Below are 18,248 nucleotides of genomic sequence, written 5' to 3'. Positions count from 1 at the left end.
TCAGTTGTGTATAAGAGACTGGGGGCCGGGCGGGGGCCGCGCCGATGGCGGCGGTGGCTGTGGTGCGGGTGGCGCGGTAGCGGCGGGGCTGGGTGTTGGTTTGTTCGGCCTGTCCGGCACCGGTCAGCCTGTCCAGGGCGTTGCCGATGGCACCGGACGACCGGCCCAGCACGAGCGAGATCTGGCGCGGCCCGAATTCGGTGCCGGGGTTGTCAGCCAGCACCCGCGCGACCATCGCGCGCAATTCACCGTTCGCCAGCCGGGCCGCGCCGGTCGCCGTTGCGGGGGTATAGGTGGTCATGTCGGTAACTCCTGTCGGAAATTGGTTGCGTCATCCTGTCGGCGAATTGCCGAATTCGACGCGGGGGTCCGGGAATCGGAATTCTGTTGTTCCTGCCCGGTCGGTACCGGTCGAAAGTAGCTCGCGAAATGGTGCGAATTCAAGACAACCACCGGAAAAATATTGGAAAATTCCGGCCGCGACACCGGACTCGCGGCAATTGTCGACACAGCAAGCGGCGCGGAGTTTCATTTCCCGGAAATGAATTCGGTCCGCCGCGCGGCCCGGCAGCAGCGCGGCCCGGCAGCGAGGTCGCCGGTCGTCCGACCGGAGCGACACGAAGCGGGAACCGAAGCCGGGAGGGGGCCGGGACTGTCGTTCCGGTGGGGTGAGGGGCCACCCCCGACGTGTTGACCCTGTTGTATCTCCATACAGCCTGGACGTGTGGCTCGGCGCGAAATAGGCCGTGACCTGTGTGTATGCGGTCGATGGGGTGGGCCGATCTCAAGCGGCCCACCTAAAGGCCCGTCTATCGGCCCACCTATCGGCCCCCGTATCGGCACCCACCGAGCCGGCAAGATCACCTCGATAGAGGGTGAGCACCGTCAGGCGACTCGACAGCGCCTGACACGCATCGAGCCCGATGCATCGCCGGAGTCTGTTCGATAATCAATTCTCGGCGATGAGATATCGGGTCCGCTATTCCATCGCGAGTACCGGGCCGTTGGTGACGCTATTATTTCTCCGGGGTTAGTAATTGTCGATATCGGGACTCTTAGGTGTTTATTGACCGGGGCCGGGTCCGGTGTCGTGGTGGCCGGGTTGTTGGTCGCGGAGTCGTTCGGCGATATCGAGGGTGCGTTGTGTGGGGGTGTCGCCGATGGATTCGAGGCGGCGTTTCAGCAGGGCAAGGGTGGGGTTGATGACGGTGCGTTCGCCGAGGCGGGCGTGCAGGCGGAGAATGTCTTGGTAAATCGGTTCGTTGGTGGGGTCGAGCGCGAGTGCGGTTTCCAGCATGGCCATGGTTTGATCGGGGTCGGTGTCGACCAGCATGGCGGCGAGCTTCCCGAGGGCTTTGAGGCGGTCGCGGCGGGCGTGCTCGCGGATCGGCGCGATCCAGTCGGCGGTCAGCTCTTCGGCGAGCACGCCGTCGGCCGCGGACAGCACCGCCCGGCACGCCCGTTCACGCTCGACCGGGTCGGTGGCGGCGCGCAGCGCGGTCACGGCGGAGTCGAAGACGCGGTAGTCCACGTCCCAGAGGCCGGGGTCCAGCCGGTAGCGGGAGTGGTCGTTGTCGATGAAGGTGCTGGCGGTGTCGCCGGTGGCGGTGGCCAGGGCGGTGCGCAGGCGGGACACGACGGTGTTGAGGGTGTTGGTCGGGCGGGGCGAGTTGTGCTCTGGCCACAGCGCTTCGATTACCGTCTCGCGGGTCGCGCCGGCCGGGTGGACCGCGAGCAGGATCAATAGCTCGCGCTCGCGAGGCCGCAAGTTCCGGGTGATCTCGACCGGGGCGTCGTGGCCGCTCGGCCGCCACAGCACCCGCAACGGCCCGAACACCGTGACCGACAACACCGGCGCTGGTTCCCTCGGCACCGCCGCGTCTGCCTCGGGCATACCAGTGCAGACCGTGGCAGAGGCCCCGGGGCCGTCGCGGGTCGGGGCCGGACCCGCGCTCGGTGATCTCGGCTCGGACCGGGCGTCGCGTCCGGCCGCGCCGGAGGGGGGCAGGGATGCGGTGGGCCGCTGCGGCACCTCGGTTCTGGCGTTGTCCGCGTCGTGGCGGTTGCGGTGACCGGTACCCGCGCGGCCGGTGCCCGTGTTGGCGGGTGCCTCGGGTGGTGACCGGCGAGAGGCCGGGCTGGTCCTGGTATCCGGTGCCGGTCGCCCGGCCGGTGGCGGGCGGTCAGGCAGGTCGATCCGGTAGACCGTCGGCCGTGCCGCCGGGCGGGCGAAGAGGTGGCGCCCCGTCGCTGGGCTGGTGCGCGGGGTTCTGGTGGTTCGGGGTGTCGGTCGGGACGGGCGGAGTTGGGTGTCGATGGCGGTGGCGATGACGCGGGCGGCGGGCAGCAGATGGTTGCGGCGAGCCCAGGGGCGGGGTCGGCGAAGCAGCGTGGCAGCGGACGCTGAGTCGGCGGGCAGGCGCGCCATGACCGGGATCCCGAGAGCGGTCGCGTAGTCGCTGCCGGGGTGGGGGTCGATGAGCAGGACCGCCCGGCGGCGGCCGTGGGCGGTCAGCGCGAGGATCCGGTGCCGGGCATGGACCGGGTCGTCGCGGTCGGCGTGCACGACGAGCAGGCGAGCGTCGGCGTGGGTGAGGATCGAGGCGGTGACCGAGCCCGGCTCGGGGGCTCCGCAGTCGGCGAACACAGTGACACCGCTGGGGTTCCAGTCCCGGGGGTGGCTGTTGTCGTCAGCGGTGAGTAGCGCGGTGGTCCATGCGGCGCGGGGGCCCGAGTCGGGTCCGGGCGGCGAAGCGAGGAACGCGACCCCGCCGGGGAGGAGCTGGGCGTGCTCGGTGAGCTCCAGGGCTTTGGCCGGTGCGCCGGCAGAGGCGGCGCGGGCCATGCTTGCCAGACCCCGGTATGGGTCTGCTCCGGTTAGGGCGGCCAGTTGTCCGCCTGTCGGGTCGGCTTCGACGATCACCGCCTGCTCGGGTCCGGGCCAGGTCCGTGCGAGCGCGACCGTGGTGGTCGTGACACCTGAGCCCGGCCCTACTCCGGCCACCGCGATGAGCAGCCCACGACCCGCACTACGGCGGAAAAGTGGTGCGCCCGAAGCCATCACAACCGCGGGCGAGCAGCGTCCGGGTCGCGCACCTGGGCGGGCGGCTTCATCCCTGCTCCTGAACGTGGCTGATCAGCAGGCCGCCACCGGGGGCGGGAGCTGAGACGGTGTTGATGACCTGGAGGTAGTCGACGCGGCGGCCGTCGGGGTGTAGCTCGGCGATGTGGGCGTTGGCGGTGTTGGTGGTGACAGGGGTGATCGCGACACAGTGCGTGGCGCCCAGCGGGATCGTGGCAATGCCTTCGGCCAGTCCCTGCTGGGTCATTCCGGCGTCCGGCGAAACGAGCGCCATGGCCTTCTCGGCATCCCGCGCGACGTAGTAGTCGAATTCGAAGGTGGCGATCACGCCCGCGATGGTGTCGGGTCTACCGGCACGACGGGTCACCACTGTTCCTGACAATCCCGCGCACGGGTCGCTGCTCGCCGCCGTGGTGGTGGTGGCTGGTGGGTGCGCGGTCGCCGAGATCCCGCTGGTACGCGGGCTGTTCTCGTGGCTGGTGTGGGTGGTGGCTGGCACGCCGACGGAGACCGCGGCGAGGGCCGCGAGGGCGGCCCACCCGCGCAGAGCACGTCCGCGCCGCCGGGCTGGTGGTTGTTCGAGGTCGACATCGGGGGACGGTGGGGTGAACCAGGCGGGTTGGGCTGTGGGAGCCGACTGTGCTGACGGGGTCGCAGCCTCGGCGGCGTCGAGGTCGAGTTCCGCCTCAGGCGCGGTGGCCGGTCGGTTCCATTCCTCGCCGGGGCTGTTGTCGTTGCGAGGCACCGTGTTTCACACCCCTTTCGGTCGGGTTCGGCTTCGGTGGCCTGCCCGCACTCGGCGGCAGGGGTGGCCGGGTGCGGGCAGGTGTCCCCGGTGGGGGTCAGGCGCGTGCCGCGTCGGTGCGACGCGCGGGCTGTTGGCGGTCGCCGGTGGGGTCGGTCAGGGTGTTGGCGAGGTAGGTGAAGGCGTCGCCGCAAGCCTGGCTGGCGGTGGCGAGGTGGCCGGTGTCGTACTCGCGCCAGCTCACGTCCGCGCCGCGCTGGAGGTAGGCGATCATCGCGTCCCGCCCAGCAGTTACGGGAACGACTTGATCTTCGACACCGTGGTAGAGCCGTATCGGTACGCCGGGTGCGGTGTGGCCCAGGGTTTCTCCGGCCAGCACCCACCGCCACACCGGGTCGTTCCACGGGTCGGGGCGGCGGCACCAGTGCGACAGCGGCTGGCGATACCAATCGAGTAGGTGCTCGACGGTCAGGGAGTCCGCGTGTGCGGCGAGCTGTTGTCCCTCGGCGTTGAGCACGTCCAGCAGCGGCAGATGCGGGTAGGCGCGTGCCAATCCGATCAGCCCGGCCACCGCGAGCGCCGAGTAGGCGCCGGTGCCGATGGTGTGGGCCACCGCGGCGAGATCGGAGACCACCGCGCCCGCGCACAGTCCTCGCAAGTCCAGGTCCGGTGCGTAGTCGGCGTGTAGTTCGCCTGCTTTGGCGACTGCGCGGCCTCCATCGGCGTATCCCCATGCCAGCACCGGCAGCTGGGCTGCCTCGCCGTCGTCGGCTTCGAGGTCGGGAACCAGGCGCGCGGCGCGAGCCAGATCGAGCACGATCTGCCCGCCGGCGCGAGCGGCGAGGAAGCTGTGCGGGCCCGCGCCGGTCACACCGAGCCCTTCGCCGTCGGGCACCGCGACCACCCATCCCCGCGCCAGCGCCTCGGCGAGCACCGCGATGTCGGGGGTGTCGGGGCCGGACCCGACAACCAGCGACCGCGACGGCGCGCACGGCCCACCCAGCCCTCGAAATGCCGGGTAGTACACCAGCATTGCCTCCGGGCTGGTGGCGGTGTCGGGGAGGATGACGATTCCCGAGGCGGGTGTCAGCGCGCCGTGGGAATCGCGCGAGACGAACAGGATCTGCCAGGCCGCCGCCGCGCCGGGCAGCTGGGGAACGAACGCGGGGCGCATTCGCACGAATTCACCGGGGGAATGGTCGCCGTGGAGGATCGGGGCAGCGTAGAACTCGGACATGGACACCTCTATCGGTCAGTGGATTGTCATGTGGCGCAAGGGAGTTGGAATACCCGGTGCCACCTGCCTCGCCCCGTCGAGAGGGCACCCGACAGGGCAGGGCATCTCAGGCAGGTGTGCCCGGTGTGCGGGTCACGAGCGTGTCGGGCGGGTCAGGTACTCGGTGAGCTGGTCGAACACGTCGTCGATGGCGGTGCGGGCGGTGCGGCAGTGATCGCCGTCGTATTCGCGCCAGCCGACCGGCGCACCGCGAGTACGGAACTCGTGCGCGAGGCGGCGGCCGAAAGTGACCGGCACGATGCCATCGGTCGAGCCGTGATACAGGTATATCGGCGCCGCCGGGAGCAGGCTCGCGTTGATCAGCTCGAGAGCGAATACGTGCTGCCAGAGCGGGTCGTTCCAGACGTCGGTCCGCTCGCACCAGACCCCGACCGGGTGCCGATACCGCTCGAAGAACCGCCCCCGGTTCGACACTTCCGCCTCGCCCACCACGCTCTGGCGCGATTCCTCGGTGAAGATGTGGCGCAGCGGCAGACGCCGATGCGCGTGGGAGAGCCCGATCAGCGCCGCGAGCCCGAGACCCGCCCACGCGCCCCGATTCACGCTGCGCAGGGCCTGTCCCGGATCGGTGACCACCGCCCCGGCAGCGATCCCGCGCACATCCAGCTCCGGCGCACAGACCAGCTGCAGGCCCCCTGCCCACACCGCCGACCTGCCGCCATCGCCGTAACCCCAGAACACCACCGGGGACTCCGCAGCGTTCAGAGCGGGAACACGGGTCGCGGCGCGGGCCAGGTCGAGCATCACCTGCCCGCCCGCACGACCGGCGAGAAAAGTGTGCGGACCATAACCGATCACCCCGAGCCCCTCCCCATCGGCCACCGCGACCACGAATCCGCGTGCCAGCGCCGCCCGGATCTGGGCGCCGTCGGGCTCGGCCCCCATGGCCAACAGCTGAGAGGCCGAAGGCCCACCGAGGCCATGGAAGCTGGGGTAGTAGACCAGCACCGCGCCACCGAGATCGGGTGCGGAGGCATCGGGGGTGATCACGGTTGCCGACACCGGGATCGGCTGATCACACGAATCGCGAGACACATACAGGATCTGCCACGCCTGATCCGCGCCGGACAACGCCGGTGCCGGACGCAGCCGCAGAATGTCTCCGGGCCGGTGCAGCCCGTCCAGAGCGGGCGGGGTGTAGAAATCGACGTCGGGCCTTGTCATGTCGGTCATCGCGACCCCTTGTCGGCGAGGTCATGGGCCACCGCGACAAGCCACGCGATCCCGGACGCAAGCTGACCGGCCACCGCGTACCCCTCGTGGATCGGTGCTGTGCCGAGGATGCGAACCCACACCTCGGGATTCGCCAGATCGCCGTTGTCGGCGGCCACCTGGCCGACCGCACCCGCCAACTGTCCGGCCAGCCTCGGCAATTCGCCCGGATGAGAGACGACGGTGGCAGTCACCTGGTTCCAGCGATCGGCCGCCGCACGCACCCGGTCCCGGCCCGGGGCGGGGACTCGTGGATCAGCGGCATCGATGAGCCGCTGCGACAACGACTTTTGCGGACGATAATCCACGGTGTCCGCATCGACGACGACGTCGTCGAGCACCACGGTCGTCCACGCCGACCCCAACGCCTGCGACATCGCTGCTTGCAGGCTGTCGGTGGCGGCGATCGGGTTGGACAGATCGGCTTGCGCAGCGAGCAGCGCACCGAACCGCAACGCCGCCGCGTGCTGGGGCGCCGAACACGCCAGGTCCCCGTCGGCACAGACGTCGAGAACCCGGCCGGTGAGCGACCCGTATTCGGCTCCGTCGTCAGCGATCCCGCCCCCGGACGCCGACGGCGCGGCCAGGTGCACGGTGGACACGGCCGCGCCGCTGGTCCCCGGAGCGGGATCCGGTGTGCTCTGTCCGGGCCGCCCCGCCAATACCGGCCCGCCCGCCCTGCGTTCGGGGTTGGCGTAGAGCGCGACCGCCGCGACCTTGTCCGGCGCCACCGGCCCGTTCCCGGCGCCGATCGCGCGCGCGACCTGCGAGACAGCTTGCGCCCCTTGAGAAAACCCGACCAGCGCCAGCTCGGTGTCGGGGCATTGGTCCACGATGCGCTGAGCCTCGACACCGAGATCTGTAATCACGTCGGTGACCGAGTCGGCGTAGGGTTCCTCGCCTCCTCCGGCACCGACGACGCCGCCGAATCCCGCCGCGTACGGGATGTAGGTGTGTTGCACCGATGTACCGGCCGCCGCAGTGACCGGCCCGAGCAGTGCGCCGAGCATCCCGGTGTCGTCGGTGCGGCTCGCGTCCGGCGACGACTGGCCGGTGCCTTGGACTCCGAGCACCCACAAGACCGGACATCCGGGGCCGGCCGGGTCGGGTGCGGCCCCGGCCGGTCCCGGTACCGCGAGGACGGTGGCTGCCACCGGGGCCAGCAGAGCGGCGATACGAGTTCGCGTCTGCACGGTTCTCATCGTTGGTCCACCCCGACCGCGGCACCGAATCCCGCGCCGACGGTGCCACCAACCAGCGCACCGGCCACAGCAGCGGGCGCTCCGGCGATGATGGCTCCGGCCGCCGCTCCGGCGGCCGCTCCGATGGCGGTACCGGCGACGCCGGAGGTGACGGTCCCGATGACCGGCACCGTGACCAGCGTGCCCACCGCAGCCCCGGCGATCCCGCCGATCGTCCCGCCCACCAGGCCACCGACCACCGCTCCGGCCGCTGCGGCCGGGGCGGCGGTGATCGTGGCACCGATCGCGCCGCCGATCCCCGCACCGGCGAGGGTGGCCCCGCTGACCCGGTCCGAGCGGCCCGGCGGGATCCCGATCGAGTCCAAAGCCGTGGCGACCTGAGCCTCTGCTGTCGCCGCGGTGTCGTTGATCGCGTCGCGGACCTCGCCGGGAACCCACGGCGGCGACGGCACCGCGAATTGGCCCACCCTGATCTCGTCCACCGGCGGCGCGATAGGCGCGACCGGTGCGACTGGGACGGGGGGATGCAACTCCTCCACTTTCACCGGCTCGACCGGATCCGGGGATGGCGCGGGCCGGGGCACGGGTCCGTTGCGTACCGCAGCCGGTTGCTCGGTATACGACGGCGCGACCGGTGGCGCAGGAGGCGGTGGCGGCGGCGGTGGTGTGGCCGTTCCGGGCTGTACCGGAGTGGTCACGCCGGGCTGGTCGACGATCGGCGCGATCGTCGCGGCGGCGGCGTCCGGCGTGGTCAGCAGGACCAGCGCGTGCACCGCGCCGACGACCAACGCCTGACTACCCAGCGCGACACCTCGTCGGCGGACGGCTCGATGCACGAACCCGCCGAGTCGAGCATTGCGCTCGGAGCAGGCCGTGATGTCGGCGGGATTGCTTCTGTTTCTGGGCATGACGAATAACCCCTTATGAGGAAGGAAGAACGAGGAGAACCGATTCGACAATTGCGCTCGACAGCGCATGCGCGGTGTGGGCGCTCCCGGTGGCGTCGATGCGACCGGGAGCGCCCATCACCGCATGTCGAGGGTCAGAGGAAAAACAGGACGAAGCTCAATGCCTGGGCGGCGACAGACAGCAGGTTCGATGCGAGAATCGCACCGGAATTGAGCAGGTTGAGGACATCGTTCGGATCCATATTTATTCCTTTCTCGAGCAGGATGAGGAGTTGCGTCACGATCACAGCTCCCCGGAATGAAGGCGCACGCGATGCCGAAAAATGGTGAGAGAGTTCGGATTCGGCATCGCTGTTTGCCTTCTATTACTTCACTCGAAGGTCAGGTCGGTGTCAAAGGGTTGCGGGTGCCCAGTTCAGGCACCTTTTGCGGAATTAATTGCCCAGTCTGGGCAATTACCAGTCCATCGCGCACAAATTGGGCAATTTACGGTTGTTGACTCGGCTGACACGAGCCTGAATTCTGGGCATCACGCAGAGCGGTTCCCGGGAAGCCCGCATAGGCGGAGTGACCGAATAGTCCGCCCCGGCTGAATCTGACCGATCGTCACGGCACTATGCGCAGGCTCCTTGTGCTGCCGTTATTTGATTCGAGGTTTCTGATGACAAGCACAAAGCCACCCGCAAGGATGCGGTCGGCTGTTTCAGGTCCCGGGCGGACCGTCGAGGTCGTCATTGTCGGCGCAGGGTTCGGTGGGCTCACCATGGCTGCGGAACTGCGTTCGTCGGGTATCGACAACTTCGTCGTGCTGGAGGGCGGCGAGGATGTCGGCGGGGTCTGGCGCGAGAACACCTACCCGGGTTGTGCCTGCGATGTGCCCTCGCATCTGTATTCATTCGCTTTCGACCCGTACCGAGGCACCGACATCCGGTTTCCGGGGCAGGCAGACATCCTCGACTACATGCGGCAGGTGGCCGACCGTCACGGCTTGCGCACGCATCTACAGTGCGGCACAACCGTCCTCGGCGCGGACTTCGACTCTGCGACAAGCACATGGACGCTGACCACCACCGCCGGCCAGAAGATCCGAGCGAGGTCAGTGGTATGGGCGGTCGGGCAACTGCACCGCCCCGCCTACCCGACCCTTCCCGGCGCGCACAGCTTCCGAGGCCGCGCCTTCCACTCCGCGCGCTGGGACCACGAGGCCGACCTGACCGGGCACATCGCAGTCATCGGCACCGGATCATCTGCGGCGCAGATGATCCCGGAGCTGGCACGCACCGCCGCATCCGTGACGGTGTACCAACGCTCGTCGGCATGGATCTTGCCCAAACCCGGAAAACGATTCGGGCCGGTGTCTCGCTGGGTTCTGGGGCGTGTCCCGGGAGCACACCAGCTCTACCGTGCGGGTCTGTATCACGGGGCCGACGCGGTTCTGGCCCCGATCATGCGCGGCGGCTGGTCGGCGCGGCCCGCGACCTGGATCGCTCACGCGCACCTGCGGCGCCAGGTCCCCGATCCTGCACTGCGGCAGGCACTCACACCGCGATACCGGATCGGCGAGAAGAGAATTCTGCTCGACAACATGTTTTATCCCACGCTGATGCGGCCAAACGTCGAGCTGGTGACCGATCGGATCGACCGCATCGTCGCCGACGGCATCTACTCGGCGGACAGCACTCACCGGCGCGCCGACGTGATCGTCTACGCCACCGGGTACCGGGCAACAGAACTGCTGGGCGGGATCAGAATTCGAGGCCGCGGTGGCGTGGACTTGCACGACCGATGGAACTCCGCACGACCCGAGGCGTTCCTCGGGCTCGCGGTACCGGGCTTCCCCAACATGTACCTCATCGCCGGACCCAACAGCTTCACCGCGGCCAACAGCAATCCATCCCTCAAAGCCGATCAAGCACGCTACATCGCCCGCTGTATCGCGCTCTCCGACCGATGGGATGCCCCGATCGAGGTCACCACGGCAGCGATGTCGCAATACCGGGTCTGGCTCGACGCGCAGCTGGCGCGCACCGTATGGCCCACGGGCGTGCGGGCCTGGTTCAAACGCCCGTCCGGCGAGGTCACCAACGCATGGCCCACCACCGCGCGCGCCTTCCGCCAGATGACCCGCACCGACGCCGCACGGGCCTTCTACCCGGTCCCCGGAACCTCAGCAGCTTCTGCCGCCACCTCATCGAGCAAGACCACCACGGCCCACACCGGGAGGTAGTGGTTGTTCTGGTGAATGTTGTCGTCGGTATCGGCGAATTCGACCGTCACTCAGTGACAGATCGGGCCCGGCTCCATCGGCGGTCCACCGGCAGCCCGGCCAGGGCCCATTCGAGCATGCCTTCGTCGAGGCGTTTGACCTGCCGCCCCGAGGACTGCGCGATGCGGACCGCGTCCGGTGCCATGACGCAGTAGGTCCCGCGGCAGTAGGCGACTATGTCGCGATCGGTGGGCAGTTCGGCCAGGCGCGCCGCCAGCTCGGCGAGGGGGACGCTGATCGCCCCGGGGATATGACCGGCGTCGTATTCCTCGTGGGGACGCACGTCGATCAGGGTGATCTCACCGGCGTCGTGGCGGCGGAGGAGTTCCTCGCGGGTGATCGCGTCCTCAGGAGAGCCGAGCACCGCGGCGGCGGCAACGGCGACATCGGCCAGGTGTGCCTCGGCCACGGTCTGCACCAGGGCGAACAGGCGGGCGACATCGGTGCCGGCGAGGCGGTAGATCTGGCGGGTGCCCTCGCGGCGGGCTTCGACCAGGCCGCCGGACTTGAGCGATTGCAGGTTCGCCGAGGCGGTGGTCACGTTCTGGCCGGTGGCGTGCGCGATGGCCTCGACGGTGCGCTCGCCTTGGGCGAGCAGGTCCAGGATCTGCAGGCGGCGGCCGTTGCCCAGGGCTTTGCCGACGCGGGCGATCTCGTCGAACAGGGCGGCTTTGCGGCCGGTGGGCTCACTCACGCTTGCTTCTCCAATACTCTTTGGAATAGCTTATTCCATAGTTCTTTGGAACAACATCAGACATGGCGATTGTATTCGCACCCCCGCCACCCTTTCGGGTGGGAGCCACCTGACCTGGGAGAACACGTGAACTACCTCTTCGTGCTGCACGACCCGCCCTACGGCACCGAACGCACCTACAACGGCATCCGCTGGGCCCGGCAGATGCTCGACGCCGGACACCAGGTGCGGGTGTTCAACTTCGCTGACGCGGTCATCTCGGTCACTGCCGGGCAGAAGGTTCCCAACGGGTTCTACAACCTGGCCAAGATGACCAGCGCCTTCACCGGCAAGGGCGGACAGATCGGCAACTGCGGTGCCTGCATGGACGCGCGCGGCATGGGCGAGGACCAGCTCGTCGACGGCGCGCACCGTTCCTCGATGGCCGAGCTGGCCGACTGGACGGCCTGGGCCGACCAGGTCATCAACGTCTGACATCCCTTCCGCTGCAAAGGAACCCGAAGCCATGAGCAAAACCGTTGTCGTGCTCGGTGCGGGCGTGGGCGGACTGACCGCCGCGACCGAACTCCGCAAAACCCTGCCCGCCCAGGACCGAATCGTGCTGATCGACCGCGGCTTCGACGGCACCCTGGGCCTGTCGCTGCTGTGGGTGCTGCGCGGCTGGCGCAGCACCGAGCAGGTCGCGGTGCGCCCGAGCGCCGCCGCGCTGCCGGGGGTCGACCGGGTGACCGGACAGATCGAGCGCATCGACCTGGACTCGCGGACCATCGACTGCGGCCCGGCCGGGACGATCGGCTACGACGCGCTGGTCATCGCGCTGGGCGCGAGCCTGGACCTCGATCGCCTGACCGGATTGTCGGCTGCGCTCGAGGCCGGGGTCGCGGGCCAGTTCTACACCGCCGACGGCGCCGCGGACCTGCACAACAAGGTCGAAGCGCTGGAGACGGGCCGGGTGATGGTGCTCGTTGCCTCGACGCCGTTCAAATGCCCCGCGGCCCCGTTCGAGGCCGCGTTCCTGCTCGCTGATCAGCTCGGCGAGAAATTCACCAGCACCCAGGTTCGGGTGGACGTGTTCACCCCGGATCCGCTGCCGATGCCGGTCGCCGGGCCCGCGGTCGGCAACGCGCTGGTGGACATGATGGCCGCCAAGGGCATCGGCTTCCACGGCGGCACCTCGGCCACCCGCGTCGACCCGTCCACGCGCAGTGTCGAGTTCGCCGACGGCAGCACCGAAACCTTCGACCTGCTCGCTGTCGTTCCCCCGCACGCGCCCGGCGCGGCGGTCGCCTCCACCGGACTGGGCCCCAACGGCTGGATCCCGGTCGATGCGGGCACCCTGGCCACCGCCACGGCGGGGGTGTACGCGGTCGGTGACAGCACCGCGCTGCTACTGCCCAACGGCAAGCCCCTGCCCAAAGCCGCGATCTTCGCCGAGGCCCAAGCCCTGGTCGCCGCCCACCAGGTCGCCCGGCATCTGGGTTATGACGCCCCCGATACCCGGTTCACCGGGAAAGGAGCCTGCTACGTCGAGCTCGGAGACGGCCTGGCGGCCAAGGGCGAAGGCGAGTTCCTGGCCTCGCCCGCTCCGCAGGTGAGTCTGCGTGAACCGTCAGCGGCCTACCATCACGAGAAGGAGCAGCAGGAGCGAGACTGGCTGGCGCGCTGGAACATTCGCGCCTGACCTCGAACCGGGCCACCGCCGGCGAACAGCGGTGGCCCGGGCCTGCCTGCACCTTCGGCGAAAGAACCTCTCGTGTCCCTCCCCGCCACCACCGCCGGTACTCCTGTCCCCGAGACCGCGCGAGCGCAACGTCGCGTGCTGAACGTTCTGGTCGCCGCGCAGATCCTCAGCGGTGCCGGGCTGGCCGCCGGCATCACCGTCGGCGCCCTCCTAGCTCAGGACATGCTCGGCTCCACCGGACTGGCCGGACTGCCCAGCGCCCTGTTCACCGCGGGCTCGGCCCTCGCGGCGATCGCCGTCGGACGACTCTCCCAAGCCTGCGGCCGACGTCCCGGACTGGCCGCCGGATACCTCACCGGCGCGCTCGGCAGCCTCGGCGTCATCGCCGCAGCCGTGCTCGACAACCCGGTCGTGCTGTTCGTGGCGTTGTTCGTCTACGGCGCGGGCACCGCCACCAACCTGCAAGCCCGCTACGCCGGAGCCGATCTCGCCGAGCCCGCCCACCGCGGACGCGCGGTATCGACGGTGCTGGTGGCGACCACCCTCGGTGGTGTGGTCGGCCCGAATCTCGCCGCCCCGACCGGGGATCTGGCCGACACCCTCGGCATTCCCTATCTGGCCGGGCCGTTCCTGCTCGCCGCCCTCGCGTACAGCCTGGCCGCGCTCGTGCTGGGGCTGTGGCTGCGTCCGGACCCGCTGCTGCTGGCACGTGAACTCGGTGCCGCGCACCCCGTCGACACCGCGCAAGCCGCGAATACGGTGTCGGCCCGCGGTATCGAGAGAGGCATCGCGACAGGCGGTTTCGTGATGGCGGTGACCCAGTTGGTGATGGTCGCGATCATGACCATGACCCCGGTCCACATGCTCGCCCACGGCCACGGAACCGCCGCAGCCGGAGTGGTGATCGCCGTCCACGTCGGCGCGATGTACCTACCCTCACCGGTAACCGGCTGGCTGGTCGACCGCTACGGCCGCCTGCCCGTCGCCGCCGCCTCCGGCATCACCCTGCTGGGTGCCGGACTGCTGGCCGCCCTCGCCCCCGGAGATTCGATCGTGCTGCTCGCTCTGGCCCTGGCGCTGCTCGGATTGGGTTGGAACCTGGGCCTGGTCGCGGGGACCGCCATCATCACCGACACGGTGCCGCTGGCGACCCGCGCCAAAACCCAAGGCACGGTCGATGTCTCGATCGCCATCGCGGGAGCCACCGGCGGCATGGGATCGGGACTGATGGTCGCCGCCACCAGCTACCCCGCCCTGGCACTGGCCGGTGGCGTCCTCGCCTTGGCGGTGGTGCCGGTCGCCGCGTTCAGCGGCAACCGGCGACCGGCATAGTCAGGCTTGGGCTTCGGCGGTCTTGGCGAAGGCTTCCAGCACCGAATTCCAGCCCCCGCCGCCCTCGACGATGGTCTTGGCCATCGCCGCGCCCTCGACCAGCCGGTCGATATGGCGATGTTCGAGAGTGACCGTGGTCTGCGCCGGGCCCTCGGCGGTGAAACGCACCTCGATCTCACTCGCACGCTCGGGATCCGGGTCGTACTGCCAGTGCCCGGTGATCTGCCAGGTCACCACCAGCCGGTGCGGGGGCTCCCACACCAGCACCCGCCCCCAATCGCATTCGCTGCCATCGACCCCGCGCTCGTACCAGCGCCCGCCCACCTGAGGCTCCAGGATCGCATCGGCCATCTCCGACGCACCGATGTGGTAGGCCGACGGCCACCAACTACCGAAGGACTCGGTGAAGAACGCGAACGCCCGCTCCATCGGCAGCGCCACCGACGCTTTCCCTTGCAACGCAGCAACATCCGGGGTCGTGCTCATAACGGTTTCTCCTGTCCGAAATCGTCGGCCGCCGCCTCGGCGGCCTTCTGAAAAGCAGCGAGCGCGTTGTCCCAGATCTGCTGGAAATACGCCTGAATCGCCTCCAGCCCTTCCGGATTGATCCGATAGATCCGCCGCGTGCCCTGCGGAGAGACCACCACCAGACCGCCCTGCTTGAGGACCTGCAAATGCTGCGAGACCGCCTGACGAGTGATCGGCAACTCCTGCGCCAGCTCACCCACCGAACACGGCCGGCGCGCCAGCCGCTCGAAGATCGCCTTGCGCATCGGGTCGCCCAGAATCGCCAGATCCACATCTCTGAAAGCGCTCACTTTCGTAAGTCTGCACTTTCAGAAGCGGCGAAGCAAGAGGCAGCAGCCACCGATCTGCCACCAACTCCCGAGCGACAACCTCCATGGCACACCCGGATCCCCAGTGCGAACCCGCAGTGCGCGGAAGCCGACTTCGAGTTCAGGTGAGAAGTCGATTCGCACATCGACACGAGCTACGCCATAACCGCCCGATTTTCGGCGAATGCTACGACTACCCTTATCTCGGCGCTCGAGCCACTTCTCTCGTAGAGCAGGCCGGGTCCGCGGTGCACCTCCGCAGCCTCGTCCGAGGCACGGTGGTGCGCACGGTATCCCTGCAACGGGTGCGTCGAGGGCGAAGCACACGCCCCCTTTCCACCACCATCAAGATCACGACGTCAAAATTCCCGATATGAACATCACCGGTTCGGAAGGCGACGTCAGAGTTCACAGATCGGCGACGTCACAGATCGCCGATAGAACCAGAGGTCGCGGGCGCGCCCTGGCCCTGGACCGGTGTCAGCGGCCCGAGCAGTGGACGACATGCGTTCCCGCCGCCGTGGAGGGTATCTCTGTCCGGCCGGCATAGGCGGCCACAAGCTCGGACGCGCAGTGGTCTTCGAGGAGCTGGCCCCCGAAAGACTGGATGAGGTGGTGGAATTCGTCGGCGGTGAAGCAGGAGCGCCATGGCTCTCCCAGTCGTGCGGTGCTTTCGGCGCGCGTGTGGAGGTGGTCGGCGCTGGCGTGGTGGGGTGGGTAGAAGTAGTCGAGGACGCCTTCGCCGCCGTGGTGGTCGAGGATGTAGCCGAGCATGTCCTCGAGCGCTGGCCGGGTGAGGTACACGGTGACACCGAGCGCGATGTAGACCGCCGGGCGGCTGCGGTCCAGACCTGCTGTCGCCAGTTCTGCTGCCAGCGTGGTGTGTTCGAAGTCGATCGGTACGAAGGTCACGGTGTCGGGGACGGGGATGGTGGCCTCGGCGAGCAGGCGCTGTTTCCAGGTCTGGGTGTCGGGGTGGTCGACTTCGAAAAATCGCACGTGGTGGCTGCTGCGGTAGGCGGTGGTGTCGAGTCCGGCGCCGAGGATGACGATTTGGTCGACTCCTCTGGCGACAGCCGCGGCGAGGCGGTCGTCGGCGAATCGGGAGCGCGCGAGGATGTATTGGCCCCGGCGGTGCGCCACGTCCGGTGCCAGCCCTCGATCGAGCACTGTGTGGTCGAGGACCGGCTCGCAGAGGATTCGGTCGGCGAGCGGATCGGCGAGTATCTCTGGATGGAGTTTGGAGTACTTGGCTCTGATGTGCGCGATGGCGGCGGCGGTGTCGCTGGGGCGTCCGGTGTGCATGTGTGTTCACCCTTTCTTCGGTGGGAGATGTCGGGGGTCGGTCCGGTGTGGGGTGGGTGCGCCTGATCGCTGGGCGCGGGGGAACACGACGGGAAGCGCGGTGAGTGCGCGGTGGAACGGGCCCGGCCGGTACTCGAGCCGGTCGGCGGGCACGGCCAGGACGATGTCGGGGATGAGGTCGAGGAGGTAGTCGATCGCGTCCTGCGCGATCTGATACGCCACGGTCCGAGCGGGGCAGGCATGCGGGCCGGTGCTGAACGCCAAATGCGATCGATTGCCCGACCGGGCTGTGTCATTGCTGGCTATTTCGGGGTCGTTGTTGCAGGCGGCGATGCTGATGACGACCGGCTGGACCGCGGGCAGCCACATGTTGCCGACCAGGATCGGCTGGCGTGGGTAGGTGGTGCAGAAGTTGGCCATGGGCGGGTCGTTGAACAGCACCGCGTCGAGGGCGTCGCGGGTGTGCAGGCTGCCGCTGAGCAGGCTGCCGCCGAATCGATCGTCGCTGAGCATCAAACGCAGCGCGTTGCAGACGAGGTCGGGCACCGCTTGCAAGCCCGCTCCGGCGAAGCTCATCAGCTGGGCGGCCACTTCCCGGTCATCGAGCCGGGCGGGATGCTGGATCAGCCGTGTGGTGATGTCGTCGCCTGGGTGAGCGCGCTTGAACGGGACGAGGTCGGTCAACGCGGCGGTGAGGGTGTCCATGCCGGGTGCCGCGGTGCCGTCGCTGTCGAAGCGCTCCTTCGTGCCGGCCGCGACCTGGCCCACGATGTCCTCGGAGCCACCGTATACCTCTGTGAGCACGGCCAGCACCAGAGGGAAGGCGTACTGGGATGCCAGGTCGGCTCGGCCCGCGGGGAGGATAGCGTCGACCAGCGCGGTCGCGATCCGTTCGACGCGCGCGTGCATCGCGTGCAGGTCGACACCCTCGATGGCGGCGACCGACGGTGCCCGGTAGCGAGCGTGCTCGGCTCCGCTGGAGTACCGCGCGGCCGGACGCCATTCCATCATCGGCCGCAGCGAGCAGTCACCGGCAATGCTCTGCTGCCACGGCCTCGGATCGGCGGGAAAGTGCTCCGGATCGTGCAGGATCCGCACGGCCGTGTAATAGCCGAGCACCAGCGTAGCCGGGACGCCCGGCGCCAGCTCCACCGGCGCCAACGTCCCATACCGCCGCCGCAGCGCCCGATACACCGCGTGCGGATCGCGGCGGAAGCTCTCCCCGTGGATCGCCACGCGGGCCTCGCCGGTATCGATGGGAGAGCCATGGACAACAGGACAGGTCAACGTCACTCCATTGGAAAAGTGGTCTGGAATCAATCTCATCGCCTGCGAGGAATTGCTCGAATTACCCGGCAGCCAATCAATACGGTGCCACCCTTATCAGCGTCATCGAAATGGATACGCATACCCAAAAACCCACCTACCCATAACGACAACACGTCCGGAATACACCTATTCGGCGGCACTGACAGAGACGGACCGGACCCGGTATCGAATCGTTGGCTACCGCGAAAGATGCAGCATGGCGAGGCTTTTCGAGCTTCAGCCTCCGAATCGCAGTGCAGCGAAACGATGCTGTGCGGCGTGGCCCGTATTCCGTTGCGCTCTCAGCGTTTTCGTCGGTATGGGTATATACCTAAAAACCTACCTACCCATAGTGCGCGCGGCTCGCTCATGGAGACCGT

The 18,248-nt window shown here is 68.6% G+C and carries 15 protein-coding genes and 1 pseudogene; 4 read left to right on the top strand and 12 right to left on the bottom strand.

Annotated elements, in window-relative coordinates; genetic code table 11:
* The 7 genes and pseudogenes from A5780_RS26045 to A5780_RS42865 form a co-directional block, all read right to left on the bottom strand.
* Nucleotides 1–301: pseudogene (locus A5780_RS26045) on the bottom strand (AAA family ATPase); the annotation flags it as partial.
* Nucleotides 302–1,063: 762 nt separating this feature from the next.
* A complete protein-coding gene (locus A5780_RS26040) occupies nt 1,064–2,845 on the bottom strand; it encodes a winged helix-turn-helix domain-containing protein (RefSeq protein WP_064909922.1) in 1,782 nt (593 codons plus the stop codon).
* A 265-nt stretch (nt 2,846–3,110) separates the two neighbouring features.
* Complete coding sequence (locus A5780_RS26035) at nt 3,111–3,827, bottom strand: hypothetical protein (RefSeq protein WP_064909921.1); 717 nt, start codon at nt 3,825–3,827, stop codon at nt 3,111–3,113.
* A gap of 97 nt (nt 3,828–3,924) precedes the next feature.
* Entirely contained in the window at nt 3,925–5,064 is a 1,140-nt protein-coding gene (locus tag A5780_RS26030; protein WP_064909920.1) for a lipase family protein, read from the bottom strand.
* Nucleotides 5,065–5,196: 132 nt separating this feature from the next.
* Nucleotides 5,197–6,297, bottom strand: a complete 1,101-nt coding sequence (locus A5780_RS26025) for a lipase family protein (protein WP_064909919.1) — start codon at nt 6,295–6,297, stop codon at nt 5,197–5,199.
* Nucleotides 6,294–7,538 carry a cutinase family protein gene (locus A5780_RS26020; protein ID WP_082976732.1) on the bottom strand — a complete coding sequence of 415 codons (1,245 nt, stop codon included), beginning with the start codon at nt 7,536–7,538 and terminating at the stop codon, nt 6,294–6,296. Before A5780_RS26020 ends, A5780_RS26025 begins: the two co-directional genes overlap by 4 nt.
* The gene (locus A5780_RS42865; protein ID WP_143860464.1) at nt 7,535–8,446 is read right to left on the bottom strand and encodes a hypothetical protein; all 912 of its coding nucleotides are present in this window, start codon (nt 8,444–8,446) and stop codon (nt 7,535–7,537) included. Before A5780_RS42865 ends, A5780_RS26020 begins: the two co-directional genes overlap by 4 nt.
* Nucleotides 8,447–9,107: 661 nt before the next feature.
* Between A5780_RS42865 and A5780_RS26010 the strand changes: the two genes are divergently transcribed.
* A complete protein-coding gene (locus A5780_RS26010; RefSeq protein WP_369829552.1) occupies nt 9,108–10,673 on the top strand; it encodes a flavin-containing monooxygenase in 1,566 nt (521 codons plus the stop codon).
* Between the two features lie 46 nt (nt 10,674–10,719).
* Here the strand turns inward: A5780_RS26010 and A5780_RS26005 are convergent, their stop codons facing one another.
* Entirely contained in the window at nt 10,720–11,406 is a 687-nt protein-coding gene (locus A5780_RS26005; protein WP_064909916.1) for a metalloregulator ArsR/SmtB family transcription factor, read from the bottom strand.
* Nucleotides 11,407–11,532: 126 nt separating this feature from the next.
* On the opposite strand from A5780_RS26005, the gene A5780_RS26000 reads away from it, so the two are divergent.
* The 3 genes from A5780_RS26000 (at nt 11,533) to A5780_RS25990 (ending at nt 14,419) form a co-directional block, all read left to right on the top strand.
* Nucleotides 11,533–11,880 (top strand): DsrE/DsrF/TusD sulfur relay family protein, encoded by a 348-nt coding sequence (locus A5780_RS26000; protein WP_064909915.1) that lies wholly within the window; start codon nt 11,533–11,535, stop codon nt 11,878–11,880.
* Between the two features lie 31 nt (nt 11,881–11,911).
* A complete protein-coding gene (locus tag A5780_RS25995; protein WP_064909914.1) occupies nt 11,912–13,087 on the top strand; it encodes an NAD(P)/FAD-dependent oxidoreductase in 1,176 nt (391 codons plus the stop codon).
* Between the two features lie 72 nt (nt 13,088–13,159).
* A complete protein-coding gene (locus A5780_RS25990) occupies nt 13,160–14,419 on the top strand; it encodes an MFS transporter (protein ID WP_064909913.1) in 1,260 nt (419 codons plus the stop codon).
* On the opposite strand, the gene A5780_RS25985 is transcribed toward A5780_RS25990, so the two are convergent.
* The 4 genes from A5780_RS25985 to A5780_RS25970 form a co-directional block, all read right to left on the bottom strand.
* Nucleotides 14,420–14,905, bottom strand: a complete 486-nt coding sequence (locus A5780_RS25985) for an SRPBCC family protein (protein ID WP_064909912.1) — start codon at nt 14,903–14,905, stop codon at nt 14,420–14,422. It abuts the gene before it with no gap.
* The gene (locus A5780_RS25980) at nt 14,902–15,237 is read right to left on the bottom strand and encodes a helix-turn-helix transcriptional regulator (RefSeq protein ID WP_082976731.1); all 336 of its coding nucleotides are present in this window, start codon (nt 15,235–15,237) and stop codon (nt 14,902–14,904) included. Before A5780_RS25980 ends, A5780_RS25985 begins: the two co-directional genes overlap by 4 nt.
* Before the next feature lie 498 nt (nt 15,238–15,735).
* The gene (locus A5780_RS25975; protein ID WP_064909911.1) at nt 15,736–16,560 is read right to left on the bottom strand and encodes a class I SAM-dependent methyltransferase; all 825 of its coding nucleotides are present in this window, start codon (nt 16,558–16,560) and stop codon (nt 15,736–15,738) included.
* Nucleotides 16,561–16,566: 6 nt separating this feature from the next.
* Nucleotides 16,567–17,853 (bottom strand): cytochrome P450, encoded by a 1,287-nt coding sequence (locus A5780_RS25970; protein ID WP_369829553.1) that lies wholly within the window; start codon nt 17,851–17,853, stop codon nt 16,567–16,569.
* Between the last annotated feature and the right edge of the window lie 395 nt (nt 17,854–18,248).

The organism is Nocardia sp. 852002-20019_SCH5090214 (assembly GCF_001665865.1).
GTDB lineage: Bacteria > Actinomycetota > Actinomycetes > Mycobacteriales > Mycobacteriaceae > Nocardia > Nocardia nova.
The sequence above is the reverse complement of the archived record's forward strand: the minus strand, read 5'-3'. Positions and strand labels throughout refer to the sequence as shown.

Coding starts and splice junctions, on each gene's coding strand:
- A5780_RS26040 (WP_064909922.1), bottom strand. CDS start 2,845: ATGGCCCGCGCCGCCTCTGCCGGCGCACCGGCCAAAGCCCTGGAGCTC.
- A5780_RS26030 (WP_064909920.1), bottom strand. CDS start 5,064: ATGTCCGAGTTCTACGCTGCCCCGATCCTCCACGGCGACCATTCCCCC.
- A5780_RS26025 (WP_064909919.1), bottom strand. CDS start 6,297: ATGACCGACATGACAAGGCCCGACGTCGATTTCTACACCCCGCCCGCT.
- A5780_RS26020 (WP_082976732.1), bottom strand. CDS start 7,538: ATGAGAACCGTGCAGACGCGAACTCGTATCGCCGCTCTGCTGGCCCCG.
- A5780_RS42865 (WP_143860464.1), bottom strand. CDS start 8,446: ATGCCCAGAAACAGAAGCAATCCCGCCGACATCACGGCCTGCTCCGAG.
- A5780_RS26010 (WP_369829552.1), top strand. CDS start 9,108: ATGACAAGCACAAAGCCACCCGCAAGGATGCGGTCGGCTGTTTCAGGT.
- A5780_RS25995 (WP_064909914.1), top strand. CDS start 11,912: ATGAGCAAAACCGTTGTCGTGCTCGGTGCGGGCGTGGGCGGACTGACC.
- A5780_RS25985 (WP_064909912.1), bottom strand. CDS start 14,905: ATGAGCACGACCCCGGATGTTGCTGCGTTGCAAGGGAAAGCGTCGGTG.
- A5780_RS25975 (WP_064909911.1), bottom strand. CDS start 16,560: ATGCACACCGGACGCCCCAGCGACACCGCCGCCGCCATCGCGCACATC.